This is a genomic window from Pontibacter sp. BAB1700, assembly GCF_000277005.1.
GTDB lineage: Bacteria > Bacteroidota > Bacteroidia > Cytophagales > Hymenobacteraceae > Pontibacter > Pontibacter lucknowensis.
Genome location: NZ_AKIS01000051.1, coordinates 1 through 14,557, shown reverse-complemented (window position 1 = coordinate 14,557; position 14,557 = coordinate 1). Strand labels below are relative to the sequence as shown.

At 44.1% G+C, this 14,557-nt stretch carries 19 protein-coding genes, 1 pseudogene and 1 riboswitch; of the genes and pseudogenes, 19 read left to right on the top strand and 1 reads right to left on the bottom strand.

Translation table 11 applies throughout. The features are described 5' to 3' along the window. Positions 1 to 30: 30 nt before the first annotated feature. The 19 genes from O71_RS07125 (at position 31) to O71_RS21535 (ending at position 14,276) form a co-directional block, all read left to right on the top strand. Positions 31 to 660 (top strand): hypothetical protein, encoded by a 630-nt coding sequence (locus O71_RS07125; RefSeq protein ID WP_007654805.1) that lies wholly within the window; start codon positions 31 to 33, stop codon positions 658 to 660. A gap of 93 nt (positions 661 to 753) precedes the next feature. Next, positions 754 to 1,206 (top strand): murein L,D-transpeptidase family protein, encoded by a 453-nt coding sequence (locus O71_RS07120; protein WP_237717748.1) that lies wholly within the window; start codon positions 754 to 756, stop codon positions 1,204 to 1,206. A 155-nt stretch (positions 1,207 to 1,361) separates the two neighbouring features. Then, a riboswitch (SAM-I-IV-variant riboswitch) is annotated at positions 1,362 to 1,458 on the top strand. A gap of 58 nt (positions 1,459 to 1,516) precedes the next feature. After that, positions 1,517 to 2,401: a hypothetical protein gene (locus O71_RS07115; RefSeq protein ID WP_007654802.1), complete on the top strand. Its 885-nt coding sequence runs from the start codon at positions 1,517 to 1,519 to the stop codon at positions 2,399 to 2,401. A 308-nt stretch (positions 2,402 to 2,709) separates the two neighbouring features. Continuing rightward, positions 2,710 to 3,468, top strand: coding sequence for a hypothetical protein (locus O71_RS07110; RefSeq protein WP_007654801.1), 759 nt, complete (start codon positions 2,710 to 2,712; stop codon positions 3,466 to 3,468). Positions 3,469 to 3,496: 28 nt separating this feature from the next. Further along, positions 3,497 to 3,880 carry a hypothetical protein gene (locus tag O71_RS07105; protein ID WP_007654800.1) on the top strand — a complete coding sequence of 128 codons (384 nt, stop codon included), beginning with the start codon at positions 3,497 to 3,499 and terminating at the stop codon, positions 3,878 to 3,880. Between the two features lie 38 nt (positions 3,881 to 3,918). Further along, positions 3,919 to 4,416, top strand: a complete 498-nt coding sequence (locus O71_RS07100; protein ID WP_007654799.1) for a hypothetical protein — start codon at positions 3,919 to 3,921, stop codon at positions 4,414 to 4,416. Then, positions 4,413 to 4,889, top strand: coding sequence for a hypothetical protein (locus O71_RS07095; protein ID WP_007654798.1), 477 nt, complete (start codon positions 4,413 to 4,415; stop codon positions 4,887 to 4,889). Before O71_RS07100 ends, O71_RS07095 begins: the two co-directional genes overlap by 4 nt. A gap of 63 nt (positions 4,890 to 4,952) precedes the next feature. Further along, positions 4,953 to 5,261: a hypothetical protein gene (locus O71_RS07090; RefSeq protein WP_007654796.1), complete on the top strand. Its 309-nt coding sequence runs from the start codon at positions 4,953 to 4,955 to the stop codon at positions 5,259 to 5,261. 5 nt (positions 5,262 to 5,266) lie between these two features. Continuing rightward, a complete protein-coding gene (locus tag O71_RS07085; RefSeq protein WP_007654794.1) occupies positions 5,267 to 5,518 on the top strand; it encodes a hypothetical protein in 252 nt (83 codons plus the stop codon). A gap of 298 nt (positions 5,519 to 5,816) precedes the next feature. After that, on the top strand, positions 5,817 to 6,374 hold the full coding sequence (locus O71_RS07080) for an ATP-binding protein (protein WP_007654792.1): 558 nt from the start codon (positions 5,817 to 5,819) through the stop codon (positions 6,372 to 6,374). A gap of 7 nt (positions 6,375 to 6,381) precedes the next feature. Then, on the top strand, positions 6,382 to 7,605 hold the full coding sequence (locus O71_RS07075; protein WP_081490450.1) for an AAA family ATPase: 1,224 nt from the start codon (positions 6,382 to 6,384) through the stop codon (positions 7,603 to 7,605). A 3-nt stretch (positions 7,606 to 7,608) separates the two neighbouring features. Beyond that, positions 7,609 to 8,733, top strand: a complete 1,125-nt coding sequence (locus O71_RS07070) for a hypothetical protein (RefSeq protein ID WP_007654779.1) — start codon at positions 7,609 to 7,611, stop codon at positions 8,731 to 8,733. A gap of 1 nt (position 8,734) precedes the next feature. Next, positions 8,735 to 10,204, top strand: a complete 1,470-nt coding sequence (locus O71_RS07065; RefSeq protein WP_007654777.1) for a class I SAM-dependent DNA methyltransferase — start codon at positions 8,735 to 8,737, stop codon at positions 10,202 to 10,204. After that, a complete protein-coding gene (locus O71_RS07060; protein ID WP_007654775.1) occupies positions 10,201 to 11,418 on the top strand; it encodes a restriction endonuclease subunit S in 1,218 nt (405 codons plus the stop codon). The genes O71_RS07065 and O71_RS07060 overlap by 4 nt, the downstream gene beginning before the upstream one ends. A gap of 9 nt (positions 11,419 to 11,427) precedes the next feature. Further along, positions 11,428 to 12,612, top strand: coding sequence for a PD-(D/E)XK nuclease family protein (locus O71_RS07055; RefSeq protein ID WP_007654774.1), 1,185 nt, complete (start codon positions 11,428 to 11,430; stop codon positions 12,610 to 12,612). An 85-nt stretch (positions 12,613 to 12,697) separates the two neighbouring features. Next, positions 12,698 to 13,108: a hypothetical protein gene (locus O71_RS07050; RefSeq protein ID WP_007654773.1), complete on the top strand. Its 411-nt coding sequence runs from the start codon at positions 12,698 to 12,700 to the stop codon at positions 13,106 to 13,108. Positions 13,109 to 13,238: 130 nt separating this feature from the next. Further along, positions 13,239 to 13,532 carry a type II toxin-antitoxin system HigB family toxin gene (locus O71_RS07045; RefSeq protein WP_007654772.1) on the top strand — a complete coding sequence of 98 codons (294 nt, stop codon included), beginning with the start codon at positions 13,239 to 13,241 and terminating at the stop codon, positions 13,530 to 13,532. 34 nt (positions 13,533 to 13,566) lie between these two features. After that, positions 13,567 to 13,929 (top strand): type II toxin-antitoxin system HigA family antitoxin, encoded by a 363-nt coding sequence (locus O71_RS07040; protein ID WP_007654771.1) that lies wholly within the window; start codon positions 13,567 to 13,569, stop codon positions 13,927 to 13,929. Positions 13,930 to 13,952: 23 nt separating this feature from the next. Beyond that, positions 13,953 to 14,276: a hypothetical protein gene (locus O71_RS21535; protein WP_007654769.1), complete on the top strand. Its 324-nt coding sequence runs from the start codon at positions 13,953 to 13,955 to the stop codon at positions 14,274 to 14,276. A gap of 52 nt (positions 14,277 to 14,328) precedes the next feature. On the opposite strand, the pseudogene O71_RS25360 reads toward O71_RS21535, so the two are convergent. After that, positions 14,329 to 14,557 (bottom strand): annotated as a pseudogene (locus O71_RS25360) (hypothetical protein); the annotation flags it as partial.

Sequence of the window (14,557 nt, the reverse complement as noted above, 5' to 3'; positions counted from 1 at the left end):
ACGAACTTTGTGTAGTATTCACATACATTCATGACGCAGCAACAACTCCTAAATAAGCTAAACAACCTGCTTTTCCCTGCAGGGTATTTTTTGCAAATAACTGAAGATTGGCGATATGGTGAAGTACAAGCTAATATCCCTGGTTTTTCCTTATGGTCGTATTTATTTACCTATAGGAATTTAGTGCATGAAATCGAGCAGGAAATAAGCTGTTTGGAGGAAAGAATTAAATTTGGGGAGGATGCTGATAAAAAGAGTCTTCTTTCATTTTTGTATACGATAGCCGCTGCCCTGGAAACATTTCCTGAAACAGAACGGCAAACTGTTTTGCCCTACACTTTTGATCAACCCCTATTCGACTTCCTAAAGCAAAATCTGGAATCAGATAATATCAATATTATATTGCTGCCTCATGAGCGAGATGAGCGATTCAGTACGATCGAGTTTCACCTCAAACTCCCCCATCTGCGGTGTCGCGTTTTAGAGATCCAAGCCCGCTTATTTTGTACTGCAGTGTTGGAAATGGAAACATTTACGTATAGCGATAGCCCTGATTTTGAGGCAAATGGTGATAAGCCTGAATTTTCTAAGGCTTTAGAGATAATTGGTAAAAAAGTTTGGGAATATCGTAAACTTCCAGATACATCTGAATGGTATTAAGCTGCAATGGGTATAGCATCAACATACAAAAAGTGGAGGAAACTATATTTTTTACTTATTCTGGTTTTTAGTACTTACTATGTTCACCTCCTGGTGTCAGAGCGGTCTTTACCTGAAGGCATTAAAATAGACCACTTAGTGGTGCATAAGTCAGAGCGCAAGCTGGAGGCGTATAGCAAAGGTGAGCTGGTTAAAAGTTACAGCATTTCATTAGGCAAAACCCCGGTTGGGGACAAGCAGTACGAGGGGGACAACAAAACACCCGAGGGGCGCTATACGATTAACGACAAAAACCTGAACAGCGCATACTACAAAAACCTGGGGGTATCGTATCCTAATGCCGCCAACCGGCGCGAGGCCGCCCGCTTAGGCAAACCCGTTGGAGGAGATATTAAAATACACGGTTTGCCCAACAAAATGCCTTTCATTGGGCGTATGCATCGCCTCTTAGATTGGACTGCCGGCTGTATGGCTGTGACCAACGACGAGATGGAGGAACTGTACCGGGCCGTTCCGGTTGGTACCCCCATTGAGATAAAGCCTTAACTACAGAACTATATCTTCTTCAAGACGGTCCTTCCTAAGCTGTGCACGGCAAAGAGGGGAATCATTCGTGTAATTATTTGCTTAATATATATAAATTTACTATATTTGCACCATGATTCAATACCATCTGTTTAACGAAGCAGTTATCATTTCATAATAAGCATTCAGAGTGTCTTTAGGCACGGCAACCGGGTTTTAGCTCCAACGGTGCCCATTACAATGCGCGGCTTCTGCCGAAAAAAAGCTGTAAGCGTTTATCGCCCATAGCTTTTCTATTTTACTTTTTGTTTCATTTTTTAACTGAACAGCTATGAGCGCTTTAAGCACTTTAGTAAACAACTATGACCTTATTCTTGAGAATAAGCTGGAGATTATGGGGCACGCTCCCTACCGGTTTAGCCGGGTAACTTTCCCTAAGATGCGCGATGGGAGAAAGTACAGGGTAGGTGGCGACGCTACGAGCATATACGACGGTCACCTGGGTAGCTACCTGATGATATGGGAAAACTTCCAGAAGCAGTGGCCGGATAGCGACATTATTTTGCTGCGTGCCGCCGGGAGCCCGCTCAGTGGTGCTGTTTTTAGTTTTGCAGGGTACGCACGCACCCAAAAGCAATTGGTACGCGAAAAGCCTGAGGGGCTCCGTACGGGACACATGCTACGTTTCCTAAGTCGCTTTCGACAAATGTTTCCAAAAACAGCGCTGGCTGTACCTATAGAGCAGGTAGTGGAGGAGCTGAAATCGAACGGGCCATTTAATCATCGGCCGAGTTACCGCTTGCTTACGCTGCGCGAAGACTTCTACTACTTGCTGGCAACAGTTTCAGGTATACAGAGGAAGGAGCACACTCACATCACCTACAGTCTGCTGCAGGATAGTATGTATCGCCCTGTGGTGCGTGTAGGAGCTGTGCTGCAAATAGAACTTACTCACGACGAGCGCCGCCGTTCCGCATTGAGTGGCTCCGCAGTCTATGTAGCTGATCTTGTGAAAGAGGAGGTAGCTAAGCTCAATCAGCTAGCAGATAACTATGGGTTTGAGGCCTACATGCGCCCACAGATCAGTAACAGTGTCGCTGAGGTGGAGTTCGATCTGAAGCTGGCTGATTTCGACAAGGCGCTCGAGATGGAGACGATTCAACGCATTACAGCGTTTATGCACGATGTAGACCGACTCTGTAGTCGCTTCTACTAAGCTCAGGGACTTCTTAATTACAAGCTTGTAGAAAAACTAAAATCTGTTTACGTTGCTGTATCTTTGTATTATCAAATTTAGAAAGCGTCGCAGGTGTGCTTCGCCTTGCCTGATGCCTAATTTACCTTGCTTTTCCCTGTCGCACTGCGCTAAACTATAGTTTTAGCGAACGGGCACCTGCTTGCCTCTGTGCGACGCTTATATAATTTTTCTGGGTCCTCTGAATATGTTCCACTGCTCTACTGGAGCAGCGCAGGACCTGCTTTGCCTTGTAAATTTTTGTTCAACCATAACCCTATAAGCTGCCTATGCGCGAAAACTGTACGTTTGATTTTAAAAACACTTTCCTGAACCTGACCCAGTACACGGTGCCCTATGAGTACGAGAGCCGACTGGAGCCCTACCTGCCTGCAGGGGTGCAGAAAGACGATTTCGGCAACTACTTCCTGCGAGTTGGGGAGTCCGAAACACTGTTCACGTCGCACCTGGACACCGCCTCCTATACCCGTGAAAAAGTGAACCATATAGTTGCCCGTAACATCATACGTACGGATGGCAGCACTATACTCGGCGGTGACAACAAGGCGGGCGTCACCATCCTGCTCTACCTGATTTGCCAGGGGGTGCCGGGTACTTATTACTTTTTTGCAGGCGAGGAGCGTGGTTGCCTGGGCAGCCGCTGGGCTTTGGAACAAGACCCCGCTTTTTTCAAACAATTCAAACGTGCCGTGGCTTTCGACCGCAGAGAGATAGGCTCTATTATCACCCACCAGCGCTGTGAGCGCACGGCCAGCGACAGTTTTGCGGAGGCGCTTGCAGGCCAATTTGCGGACCAGGGCATGCTCTACCAAGCGGACCCCTACGGCGTGTTTACCGATACGGCCATTTTTGAGGATGTTATATCGGAGTGCACTAACCTTTCGGCAGGCGTTTGGCATGAGCACTCCAGAAATGAGTATGTGGACATCGCCATCGTGGAGCAGATTGCCCGAGCGGCGGCGGGTATAGACTGGGAAAGTCTGCCAGCAGCCCGTCGCATCATGTCGCCTCAAAGCTGGGTGGCATAAGCCATTTCTCACGTTAACAAATCTGACTATGATAATAATACTTGTAAACGAGGTGCTGCATACCGTGGGCAACAGTACCTTCTACAAAACTTACGACACCGTGCGCGATCTATACGGCATCCACAGCAACGCGGCGGGGACCTTTCTGGAACCCTCATTCCTGCACATATTCAGCTATAAGGAAGGGCGTTTTGTAGTGGTTGACCAATTGGAGCAGTACTATGCTATCGACTTAAAAGGTAAACGTTTGGAGCTAACAGGAAAAGAAGAGGCCGAGTGGAAAATGATCATCATTAAAAGCTCCACTTGCAACTGCATGCGCACCCGCTCCACGCATACCTGCACCTATTGCTGTGGCGATGGCACCATCAACAACACCTTCGGCATGAAGCTGCTATCAAAATTTTTCTAGATTCCAGAACTCTCAAATCCCTAAACACTATAACTCTTTTGTATCAGATAACAACTAACGGATTTTTCTTCGGACTACAGGTAAACGGTCAGGAAGTACTACCCTGCAACAACAACCGCCTCTGGCGCATCACGGAGGACCTGGTTGGTTTCCGGCAGGAAAAGGTGTTTGGTGTTTTTTCGCTGAGTGCCCAACAGGTGGTGCACGAGCCGGTGCTGTCTGCCACCATACCTTACTTTAAGCGAGCCGAACCAGACCGTAAAAACAAAACGACAAAGCCCCGCATTCTATCAGATTACGGCTACTTCGAAAAGCATACTGCTTATCTCGAAAGCTGCAATTATCTGTTCTGGCAGAAGGACAAGCTATACTTACAAGGACCGGAAGGGATCGTCGTTATAGACCGGAACAAAGGACTTCGGGCCTATAAAGGGACAAACCCCGAACTGGCGCCTATACCATCAAACAGCGCTGTCTGTACCAGGGCGAGTATGGTGAGCCAAACCCGGGCAAGCTGCACGAGTTCAGATATATGACGCATTACGACGAGCGTATAGACGAAGCTAATTTCCTGGAGGCGTTCGACAAGGAGGGTACTGACCTTAATCTCTATACAGGTGCCTACGAAGACGACCAGGAAGAAGAGGAAGATAGCGATGCCGACGAAGGATTGCCCTCGTACAAGCACTACGACTATGACGCCATACCTCTAACCATTCGCCAGAAGCTCCACCTGCATATTGACAAGCTCACGAATAACAAAACATACGATTGGCTGGCCAGAGTGCTCATTTACATGGCCTGGTGCCACGCCAATAGCCTGGTGACGTACGACGAGCGTGGGGAGTTTGAAATTGACCCCCTATACGCCTTGCCGCCTGAGGACGCCGAGCATATTTTTGACGCCACCATGCTCTACGAGGCACACTACATGGACCAGGTACAACACCTGCTATACCTGTCGCCGGTAACGGGTACTTATTACGAAGTGCTGGTTTTTGAAAATTGATTGCTAACCTGAAAGAATCTCCTTTACTTGTAGCAGGAGTTGCTCTATAACGCTAACTAACACTTGAAATTTCTGAAACGAACCCTCTTAGTTCTTGCTGTATTTGTTCTCTTGCTGGCTCTGTTTGGCGATATAATAGGGAAAGGGCTTAGCCTGCATGTGGCAGGTATAAACAACCGCCTGCAAAGCGGGAAGCTGACTACCTTTGACAAGCTGCAATGCCAGGTGTTTTACAACAGCATGATTTACGTGGGTGGCTTAGCTTACCCCGAGGCAGCTGATATTCTGGAGCAGTACCTCTATGGCAGGGTAAAAACTTATACCTGGAGGCGGATTACCTCAAAACATCGCCCGTCATCACCAAGCAACTGAACACCATGAGGGTAGGGGAGAGTCGAACCGTTTGGCTGAAGCAGCAGGAAGACTGGCGATTGTCGTATGCTGTAAACGGTTTCACGCTCCAGAAAAAGCAAGGCAAAGCTGAGCTCTCGCAACACATCATCTTCAAGCGCGACAAGCGCATTTACACTGACCTTAACTTCTATTTGTTCACGGTACGTGTGCCTGATGGCTTGGTGCATGCGCTCAATCCAACTCCGTTTATGGTGTATGCGGAGTGGGAGATTTGAGAGCATAGCGACTATCCCTACGCATAACTTTAACTGTCATTTTTTGATAGATATGCATCTGGTATTGACATGTCTTAGCCCTCAAAGAACTGTGCTATATCTGTTATTGCTGTTGGCACAGCGCTTGACATGATAGGGAAGGTATAGTACAGAATATATTTTCGATTGCCTTTCAGGGGCTTAGCAAAAAGCTTTGGAAGCACAGGTGTAACAAGGGCTATACCTACTTATTAATTCGTTATATTTAGCAAGTACTTCAGGTATAGCAGCAAGCATCGATTTTACAAATTATCATCTTATGACTCAAATTACAGGTATAGGCTTTTCTAACTTTAGAGTATTCAGCAAGCCTACTTTTTTTGATTTAGCTCCCATTACAATTTTTACAGGGACTAATAGCTCGGGTAAGAGCAGTGTGTTTAAGGGACTGTTACTTTTGAATGACAATAACGCAAGTTTGAATGATCTTGATTTTTCCGGACATCTCCATAAGCTTGGGACTTACGCGAATGCATTGACTTTTGATTCTGGTAGAGATGTAATGGAGTTTGCTTTTAAATTCGAAGCGAAAGGTGCGTTCTTTGATAACTATCAGTATGTGTTACAGTTCGGACCATCTGCTTCAAACAGGGAAGGTGGAAAACTTGTTGGTTACTATATTCGAGACATTAATAGTAATACAAAGTTACTAAGTGCAAGTAAAAAAAGTGCATCTCTTGAAATACGTTTTCTATTCAATAAATTAGAAAATGATATAATGCCAAGATTTAAATTGGCTTATGACGAATGGCAGAACAATCCACTACCAAGTTTTAAAATCTTAGGTGATATAATAAAGAAAAGTTCCATCAAATAAACCTGAGATTGATCTTCAATATTTTAGTGATTATGATTTTAAAATAATTGATCAAGATAAACTTAGCATAACACTTTCATCTTTCACTAATGATAAGATTCAAATAGTTTCCCAATTATTGTCTGAAACAGTGCTTGACTTTTTCTCTAATGATAATGATCCTTATGAAGATGGTTATACCAGTGAAATCTTAGAAAATGAATCTGATACATTTGGTCATTACTCAAACGATCTGCTAAGGAAACTTGCTAGTCTGGATGCTTCATTTAATCCTTTTATAGACAGGATTGAAGAAGCAGCAGGATTAGGCTTAGAACAGTTAGAGAAAGATGAAATTAATAATCTAATGGCAAATTTTGAGTTAAAATCTTTCCTAACTGAAGGGTTTAAGAGTTTCATCGACCTTGTCAAGAAAGAGCTATTAGCAGTCATAAATAATCTTAACTCAGGCATTGGTGAAATCAATTACATTGAAGCAATCAGAGCTAATCAACAAAGATTATACACTAATCAAAGTCAAGGTACTTCTTTTAATGAGTTGCTTCTCAAGCTTGGTCAAAGCCTAAATCCAATCGTATCTGGCGACAAAAGAGAACCTGGTATTGCATTTGTGAATAAATGGATAAAGAAGTTTGGAATAGGTACAGAGCTTGCAATAGTTAGGACAGAAGGTGTGGTTACTGCTGTAAGAATTACTAAGGATGATCGACCAGTAAATATTGCTGATTTAGGTTATGGTGTAACCCAGTTTCTTCCATTACTTCTAAACATAGCTACTAATTTCACTATGAAAGGCCATTATCATTATGTGAAATCAGGCGTAGTTGATCAAAGTCAAAAGAAAATTAATTACCCCAATGGGCCAATTCTATTGATAGAAGAGCCAGAATCAAATCTTCACCCAAGACTACAATCTTTATTAGCTGATTTTTTTCTAGATGTTGCAATAAACTTTGATGTGACGCTACTAATAGAGACGCACAGCGAATATTTTATACGTAAGCTTCAAGTTTTAACTGCAGAACCTAAAGAAGCATTACAGCCAAAAGACACAGTTATATACTATTTGGACGGTAATTTGCCGACTGATGCATACAATTACACTAAGAAAATAAACATAGAAGCTGACGGTCGGTTGACGAATGAATTTGGGCCAGGCTTTTTAGATGAAGCTACTAACTGGAAAATCGAGCTAATGAGGCTCAAGAACTCTCACCTTAACATGAATTAATACATGGAGGTGTATCTTGATAGAAACTTCCTAGATGGATTTAAATATGATCTTGAAGGGCAGAAGTCAGGCTTTAATAACTTTTTGAAATTTATTAGAAGCCTAGGTTCCAGAATCATGCTAATTGGGAATTATGCATCATTTGGTGAACTTTCCGAGCACATTAAAAGTAACGGTTTAGCCAATCAACTCTTCGATGAGCCTATAACCTATTACTCTATACCAGATTTATTATTAAAACTTGATGATGTAAACTTCTATAGTCAAGGCAGTTCTTTGAAAATCTTTTTTGTCGATGAAAGTAAAGCTAGATGTACTGAGCTAGAAAACAAGTTCGGGTACTATTTTTTTTCACCTAAATCATTAGCTGAAAGCTGGAGCAGCCGCAATAATTTTTCTGATGAAGAAATTGGGAGATACTTTATAACATCGAAAGACACTTTTAAAAATGAATTACGATTTGACAATTGGAGTAAACTTGGCGCGATTGGTCATCCACTAAATTCAATAGTCATCGTTGACAAATACATACTGTGCGATAAAAAAAACCAAGGCATATATTATAATTTAATGCAATTGCTAATTGAACTAGTCCCTAATTGTCAGAATGAACTTCCAATTCAAATCACAATCATAACAGAAAAAGGATTAAGCGATGATGTGAATGAAGAAAAGAGGTTAGTAGAAGACCGGGAGTACTTTAAACAAGTACGTAAAGACCTAATATACTATCTGAAAGATCAACGTGCATATAATACATTTAACCTTTCCATAATTGTCTTAGATAAAAGAACCCAAAGAAAATTAAGAGAAGATGGATTCGAGATTCATGATAGACGAATCTTAACTACCTACTATTGGATTGAGGCAGGGAAAGGGTTTAATTTATTTAATGACACAGATGGATTAAATGCATCTGACTCTAAAATGTATTTTGGATTCAATGCAAATGGGCACAACATATTGGATGTAGAGCATATGTTAGAAGGATATGCCAAGTGTTTAGAGCTGTCTACAAAAGAAAATGTGCATGGCTCAAAAAAGAATAGACTTTTAACCCATTTTTATAATAGATCTGTAGAAAAAGCTGCTAAGGCTACTACTGCAGAAAAAACGTCTTTTGCTTAACATGATCACAGGAGAATTAAAAAATAAAGTAGACCGCATTTGGGAGGCGTTCTGGACGGGCGGTATTTCCAACCCGCTCACCGTAATTGAGCAGATTACCTACCTGCTCTTTATCCGCAGGCTAGACGAGCTGCACACGGCTAAGGAGCGAAAGGCAAGCTTGCTGAAGCAGCCGCTGAAGGACCCGATTTTTAGCGAAGAGCAGCAGCACTTGCGCTGGACTCGCTTCAAGGACATCGACGCCGAGGAGATGCACCGCATTATGAGCATGGAGGTGTTTCCGTTCATCAAAAGCTTTGGGGCCAGCGACAGCGTGTTTACCCAGCAGATGAAAGATGCCACTTACATGATTCCGACCGCCAACCTGCTGGAGCGGGTGGTGAGCATGCTTTCGGCCATCGACATGAGCGACCGCGACACCAAAGGCGACCTCTACGAGTACCTGCTCTCCAAAGTGGCCACGGCGGGCACCAACGGTCAGTTCCGTACGCCGCGCCACATCATCAGCATGATGGTGGAGATGATGGCGCCCACCCCGCACGATACCATCTGCGACCCTTCGGCGGGAAGCTGCGGCTTTCTGGTGGGAGCAGGGGAGTACCTGCGCCAGCGCCACCCCGAAATATTGAGTAACCAGGAGCTGTGGCAGCACTTTCAGCACAGCATGTTCAACGGACTGGAGTTCGACTCGACGATGGTGCGCATCGGGGCCATGAACCTGATGCTGCACGGCATCGAGAACCCACAGCTGCACTACCGCGATGCGCTCTCCGAGGCCAACACCATTAGCGAGGCCTATACCCTGATTCTGGCCAATCCGCCGTTTAAGGGCTCGCTCGACCACGACTCCGTGGAGAAGAGCCTGCTCAAAACGGTGAGCACCAAAAAGACCGAGCTGCTCTTTCTGGCCCTAATGCTGCGCATGCTCAAGGCGGGCGGACGTGCGGCCGTAATTGTGCCCGACGGGGTGCTGTTCGGTTCGAGCAAGGCGCATCAGGCCCTCCGCAAGGAGCTGATAGAAAGCCAGAAGCTGGAGGCTGTTATCTCGATGCCGTCGGGTGTGTTTAAGCCCTACGCGGGGGTGAGCACGGCGGTGCTGGTGTTTACCAAAACCAACTCGGGCGGTACCGATAAGGTATGGTTCTACGACATGCAGGCCGATGGTTTCTCGCTCGACGACAAGCGCACGCCCCTCGACGGCAGCCGCCACGAAAACAACAACATACCCGACCTGCTGGCCCGCTGGCAGAACCGCGATGCCGAGCATAGCCGCACCCGCACCGAGCAAAGCTTTCTGGTGCCGCTCGCCGACATACAGGCCAACGCCTACGACCTAAGCATTAACCGCTACAAAGAGGCCGTGTACCAGGAGCTTAGCTACGACGCCCCGCAGGTGATTCTGGCCGCTATCCGAAAACTGGACGAAGAAAGACAACAGGAACTGAAAGAATTGGAGGAGCTGCTGGGATGAAAACAAATTCTACTTTAGGAGAGGTAGCTAACTTCCTGTCAGGAAATGCGTGGAGTGCATCGAAGTTTAAGTCCGAAGGTGAAATTCCTATCATAAGAATTCAAAATCTTGGAGAAAATAATGCTTCATCATTCGTTTATTGGGATAATAATTACGATTCCAAATATGTAATTTATAAAGGTGATATGCTTCTAAGCTTGTCTGGAAGTATAAAAGTTGATATTTGGAAAGGACCAAATGCGCTGCTAAATCAACGCATTGTCAAAATCAAAGCTAAAGAAGAGGTTAATGAGCGCTGGCTATTTTGGCAATTAAGTAAAGTTCTTTCTGAAATAGAAAAGATGGGAAAGTTGGCTCTTGTCAATAATGTTTCCATAAATGACCTCAAAGCATTCAAAGTATATGTTCCCCCGCTGGAAGAGCAGAAGCGCATTGCCCAAGTGCTGGACAAAGCCGACCGCCTGCGCCAGAAAGACCGCCAGCTCCTCCAGCACTACGACCAGCTCCTGCAGTCCGTTTTTTTGGATATGTTTGGCGACCCTGTGAGGAATGAGAAGGGGTGGGAGAGAGGAACAATACGTGATATTATTACTGAAGCGAAGTATGGTACAAGTAAGCCAGCCGAACTCGAAGGAGAGTATCCTTATCTAAGAATGAATAATCTTACTTATTCTGGCTCAATGGATTTTACTGATTTAAAGTACATTAATCTTGAAGCCAAAGAGAGAGATAAGTATTTGGTAAAAAAAGGTGACTTACTCTTTAACAGAACAAATAGTAAAGAACTGGTAGGCAAAACTGCTGTTTACCGTTCAGATACTGAAATGGCTATAGCTGGGTATCTTATTAGGGTACGGACTAACGAAAGAGCAAACACTGATTATATTTCAGGTTATCTTAATTCTCTTCACGGGAAAGATACCTTGAGAGGTATGAGTAAAAGCATCGTTGGTATGGCCAATATAAATGCGCAGGAACTTCAGGATATAAAAATTCTAATCCCACCTAAAGCATTACAGGATAAGTACGCAGGTATAGTTGAGAAAGTAGAGGAAATGAAACATACTGCAATTAGAGGTATAGATAAATCCGAAACCCTCTTCCAATCCCTACTTCAAAAAGCTTTCAAAGGCGAGTTGACGTTGCGGGAGGTAGCGGCAGTGGGGGAGCAAGTGCCTGCAAAGCCTAAGTTTGTAATCTCCTCCATTTTGTAGCGCTATCGCATGGAAATGATAGACAACCAAACGAAGACAAGTTTTGAGCTTGGCAACTACTTTTCGATACTAGACACCAAAGTAAAGCTGGCAGACGAGGTACGTAAAAGTTATGGCAAAGAGCTCTCGCCAGCTTTCAATTCATTTGATTTCTGGAAGACAGACGAAAATAAAGTGTCTGAAATTCTGGCTTTCTTCCTGAACCCAACCGAGCGGCACGAGCAAGGCGACGTATACCTAAGGCACTTTCTGAAAAAGTTTAACCTGGACTTTTTTAACTTTAATACCGAAGACAAGATAAGCGTGCTTTGCGAACTGCCCACCAACGCAGGCCGCAGAATAGACATCGCCATCATCAAAAACGACTTTGAGCAGGTTATCGGCATCGAAAACAAAGTGCGCCATAACACACAAGACCAAGCCAATCAGGTAAAAGACTACCTGCTATACCTGGAGCAGAAATCGGGAGGCAATTACTGCCTGCTATACCTGAGCCCGCAAAGTAAAGATTTGTCCGACGGCAGCCTGCACCCAAGCGAGCGAGTTAGCTACATAGAGCAGCGCAGGCTCCAGCTGATTAACTACGAAGAGCACATCATTGAGTGCGTCGGAGAGTTCAGTCAGCTAAGCGAGAACAACAGAGTGAGAGCCTTTTTAAAAGACTTCGAAAGAAAACTAAGCAGCATGTACAGAGGAGAGAGCGACCTAAACAGAAAGCAAGTAGCCGTTGACCACATCAAAGCCAACCCCCACAATCTGGAGTTATCGTTTCTGGTAGCCAATTCGCTGCAGGACGTAAAGCGCGAGTTAAGAGAAAAATTCGACCAGCAGTTGGTTGAAATAGGGCAGGAGTTAGGTATAGCGGTAGACAGTCAAAACCAGAGGCTAACTCCCTCCAATTGGAAAAACCATCAAATTATCTTCAATTATGAAAGTGGTGGTCTTCTCTTTGGTGTGATAAGGAGAAGTGAAGATAAGACCCTAACAAGGCTTCCAGAAATTAATAACCTGTTAGAAGAGCAGATAAAAATGAAATTTAAAGTTTCTCCTTATTGGGCCCTCTGGCAGTACTTCTACGAAAATGTTGAGAACAACACGGATTTTTGGTTGGATATCTACAAGGGCGAAGCTAAAAAACGAGCCAGGGAGTTTGTGAAGCTGATTAACGATAATTTTAATACAGCGGAGTACTAGGCATCAGCTTATACTGGCCTGCCAGATTAACCCATGCACGATTTGGACAAATCGCGACCTGTCCCTACACATCTATACTATACCTATGGACACCAAACTCACCGACGAAACTGAAATGGCTATCATGAACTGCGGCACCCGTTTCGATGGCTATGCCTATTACGAAACTATCAAGAAGCCAAGTATAGAAGCACCTGCATACCTTGATGAGGCAGAACGCTACTTCTTTAGTAGCGGCAAACTCTTTGGCAGTCCTGCCAAAAACATGCTGGTTAATTTCTTCCTGCATCGTTCTTTTCATCATACTGGCTGGTTGCCTGAGGCTTACTCTAATGGTTGGTACTACATGGTATACCTATACCTGCATACCTATCGCCTGCATACTCCTGAGAAGTATCGCCACAGCAGCATGGCAAAAGACTGGGAGCAGCGCCCCAAAGGGTCGGCCGAAGCTGCTGCCGCTGAGGTTCGGAAGATGCTGATGCGGAGAGGGTAGTTAGTTGCCTAATTTTACAGCATTTTAATTGTTTAGATTCTAGCGTAGAAGAGTATAAAATTCCTTATTTACATAAAAGTTGTCGTAAAGACAACTTTTATGTAAATTTGTAGTTTAATATTAATGTAACATGCATGTCATAAGTTATAAGACGCTGAGAGAATATTACGAAAAGCATGCCGCAGCCAAGCAGTATCTTATTGCATGGTTTAAAACCACCAAGGCAGCACAATGGGGTACAGTAAATGACTTGCGCAGTGATTTTCCCTCGGCAGAATTGGTAATAGATGGGAAAGTAGTTTTTAACATAAAAGCTAATGACTTTCGATTAGTAGCTTTGGTCGGTTTCAGAACAAAAAAGGTATTTGTGCTATGGGTAGGTACACATGCTGAATACAGTAAGATAAGAATCCAAGACCTTTAACAAGAGGTATTCAAAGAAAAAGTCATCAATAAACATGAACATACACTTAATTCATAACGAAGCAGAGTATCAGGAAGCTCTAAAGAAAATTAGGATGCTGTGGGATGCACCTGAGGGAACTCCTGAACACGAACACCTGGAAATGCTAGCGTTGGTCGTGAACAAGTATGAAGAAGAACATTATGCTATAGAAGAGCCCGATCCCATCGAGTACATTAAAATAAGGATGGAGGAGCTTGGTCTAAAACAGGAAGACTTGGTACCATATATCGGAGATAAAGGTAATGTGTCGAAAGTGCTTAACCGTAAGCGTAGCCTCTCCTTAGATATGATACGCAAGCTTCATAAAGGGCTCGGCTTCCCTCTTAATGTGTTGATAGGTGAACCCGCATATTGAGTTATGTTCAAGGCTAAATATTCATGACAGACTATAAGAGTATTAAAACTTTTGACGAGCTTATTGAGAGAGAGCACAGCAAATTAGGCACAGATAGCCGTAACGCGTACGAAGAGGGTGCACAGCTTTTTACTCTAAATGCTATAATCTTGCCTACACACCATCATAATATGGATAACAAAGTTTACATAGAAGATGCATTCGATGAAGCTGTACTCTCGCCAGGGGGTGAGCTAATGTTGAAAGTAATAGCAGCGAAGCAGGTGCTAAAGCTTAATGTATTTTCTCGTGAGAAAACTTTGCAATTATATGGTGTTACTGAAAGCGATTTGAGAAAATACGCTTAATACGTATCTCACATTAATTGTAATAGTCAAGATATAGTCTGACAGCTGTGGCTTAGCTGACAGTGGTCTGCCCTAATGTATTGTTCCCTGAGCCCGCGTCGTCGGGCTCATTTTTTTTCTCCACCACCCCTTCGTCTGCGGGTGAAAGGGCTGGTTCCGAAAAAAAATGTTTGACAGGATCTTGCCTGAGTGTGTCGAGCATCTTCTCCTTAGCCAACGTAATTGTCTCGAGCAGCGTCTGATAAGGTGTTCTCCCAAAACAGTATTTACCTGTGTGATGC

Coding starts and splice junctions, on each gene's coding strand:
- O71_RS07050 (WP_007654773.1), top strand. CDS start 12,698: ATGGACACCAAACTCACCGACGAAACTGAAATGGCTATCATGAACTGC.
- O71_RS07085 (WP_007654794.1), top strand. CDS start 5,267: ATGAGGGTAGGGGAGAGTCGAACCGTTTGGCTGAAGCAGCAGGAAGAC.
- O71_RS07080 (WP_007654792.1), top strand. CDS start 5,817: ATGACTCAAATTACAGGTATAGGCTTTTCTAACTTTAGAGTATTCAGC.
- O71_RS07045 (WP_007654772.1), top strand. CDS start 13,239: ATGCATGTCATAAGTTATAAGACGCTGAGAGAATATTACGAAAAGCAT.
- O71_RS07095 (WP_007654798.1), top strand. CDS start 4,413: ATGACGCATTACGACGAGCGTATAGACGAAGCTAATTTCCTGGAGGCG.
- O71_RS21535 (WP_007654769.1), top strand. CDS start 13,953: ATGACAGACTATAAGAGTATTAAAACTTTTGACGAGCTTATTGAGAGA.
- O71_RS07115 (WP_007654802.1), top strand. CDS start 1,517: ATGAGCGCTTTAAGCACTTTAGTAAACAACTATGACCTTATTCTTGAG.
- O71_RS07105 (WP_007654800.1), top strand. CDS start 3,497: ATGATAATAATACTTGTAAACGAGGTGCTGCATACCGTGGGCAACAGT.
- O71_RS07060 (WP_007654775.1), top strand. CDS start 10,201: ATGAAAACAAATTCTACTTTAGGAGAGGTAGCTAACTTCCTGTCAGGA.
- O71_RS07125 (WP_007654805.1), top strand. CDS start 31: ATGACGCAGCAACAACTCCTAAATAAGCTAAACAACCTGCTTTTCCCT.
- O71_RS07110 (WP_007654801.1), top strand. CDS start 2,710: ATGCGCGAAAACTGTACGTTTGATTTTAAAAACACTTTCCTGAACCTG.
- O71_RS07040 (WP_007654771.1), top strand. CDS start 13,567: ATGAACATACACTTAATTCATAACGAAGCAGAGTATCAGGAAGCTCTA.
- O71_RS07065 (WP_007654777.1), top strand. CDS start 8,735: ATGATCACAGGAGAATTAAAAAATAAAGTAGACCGCATTTGGGAGGCG.
- O71_RS07070 (WP_007654779.1), top strand. CDS start 7,609: ATGGAGGTGTATCTTGATAGAAACTTCCTAGATGGATTTAAATATGAT.
- O71_RS07055 (WP_007654774.1), top strand. CDS start 11,428: ATGGAAATGATAGACAACCAAACGAAGACAAGTTTTGAGCTTGGCAAC.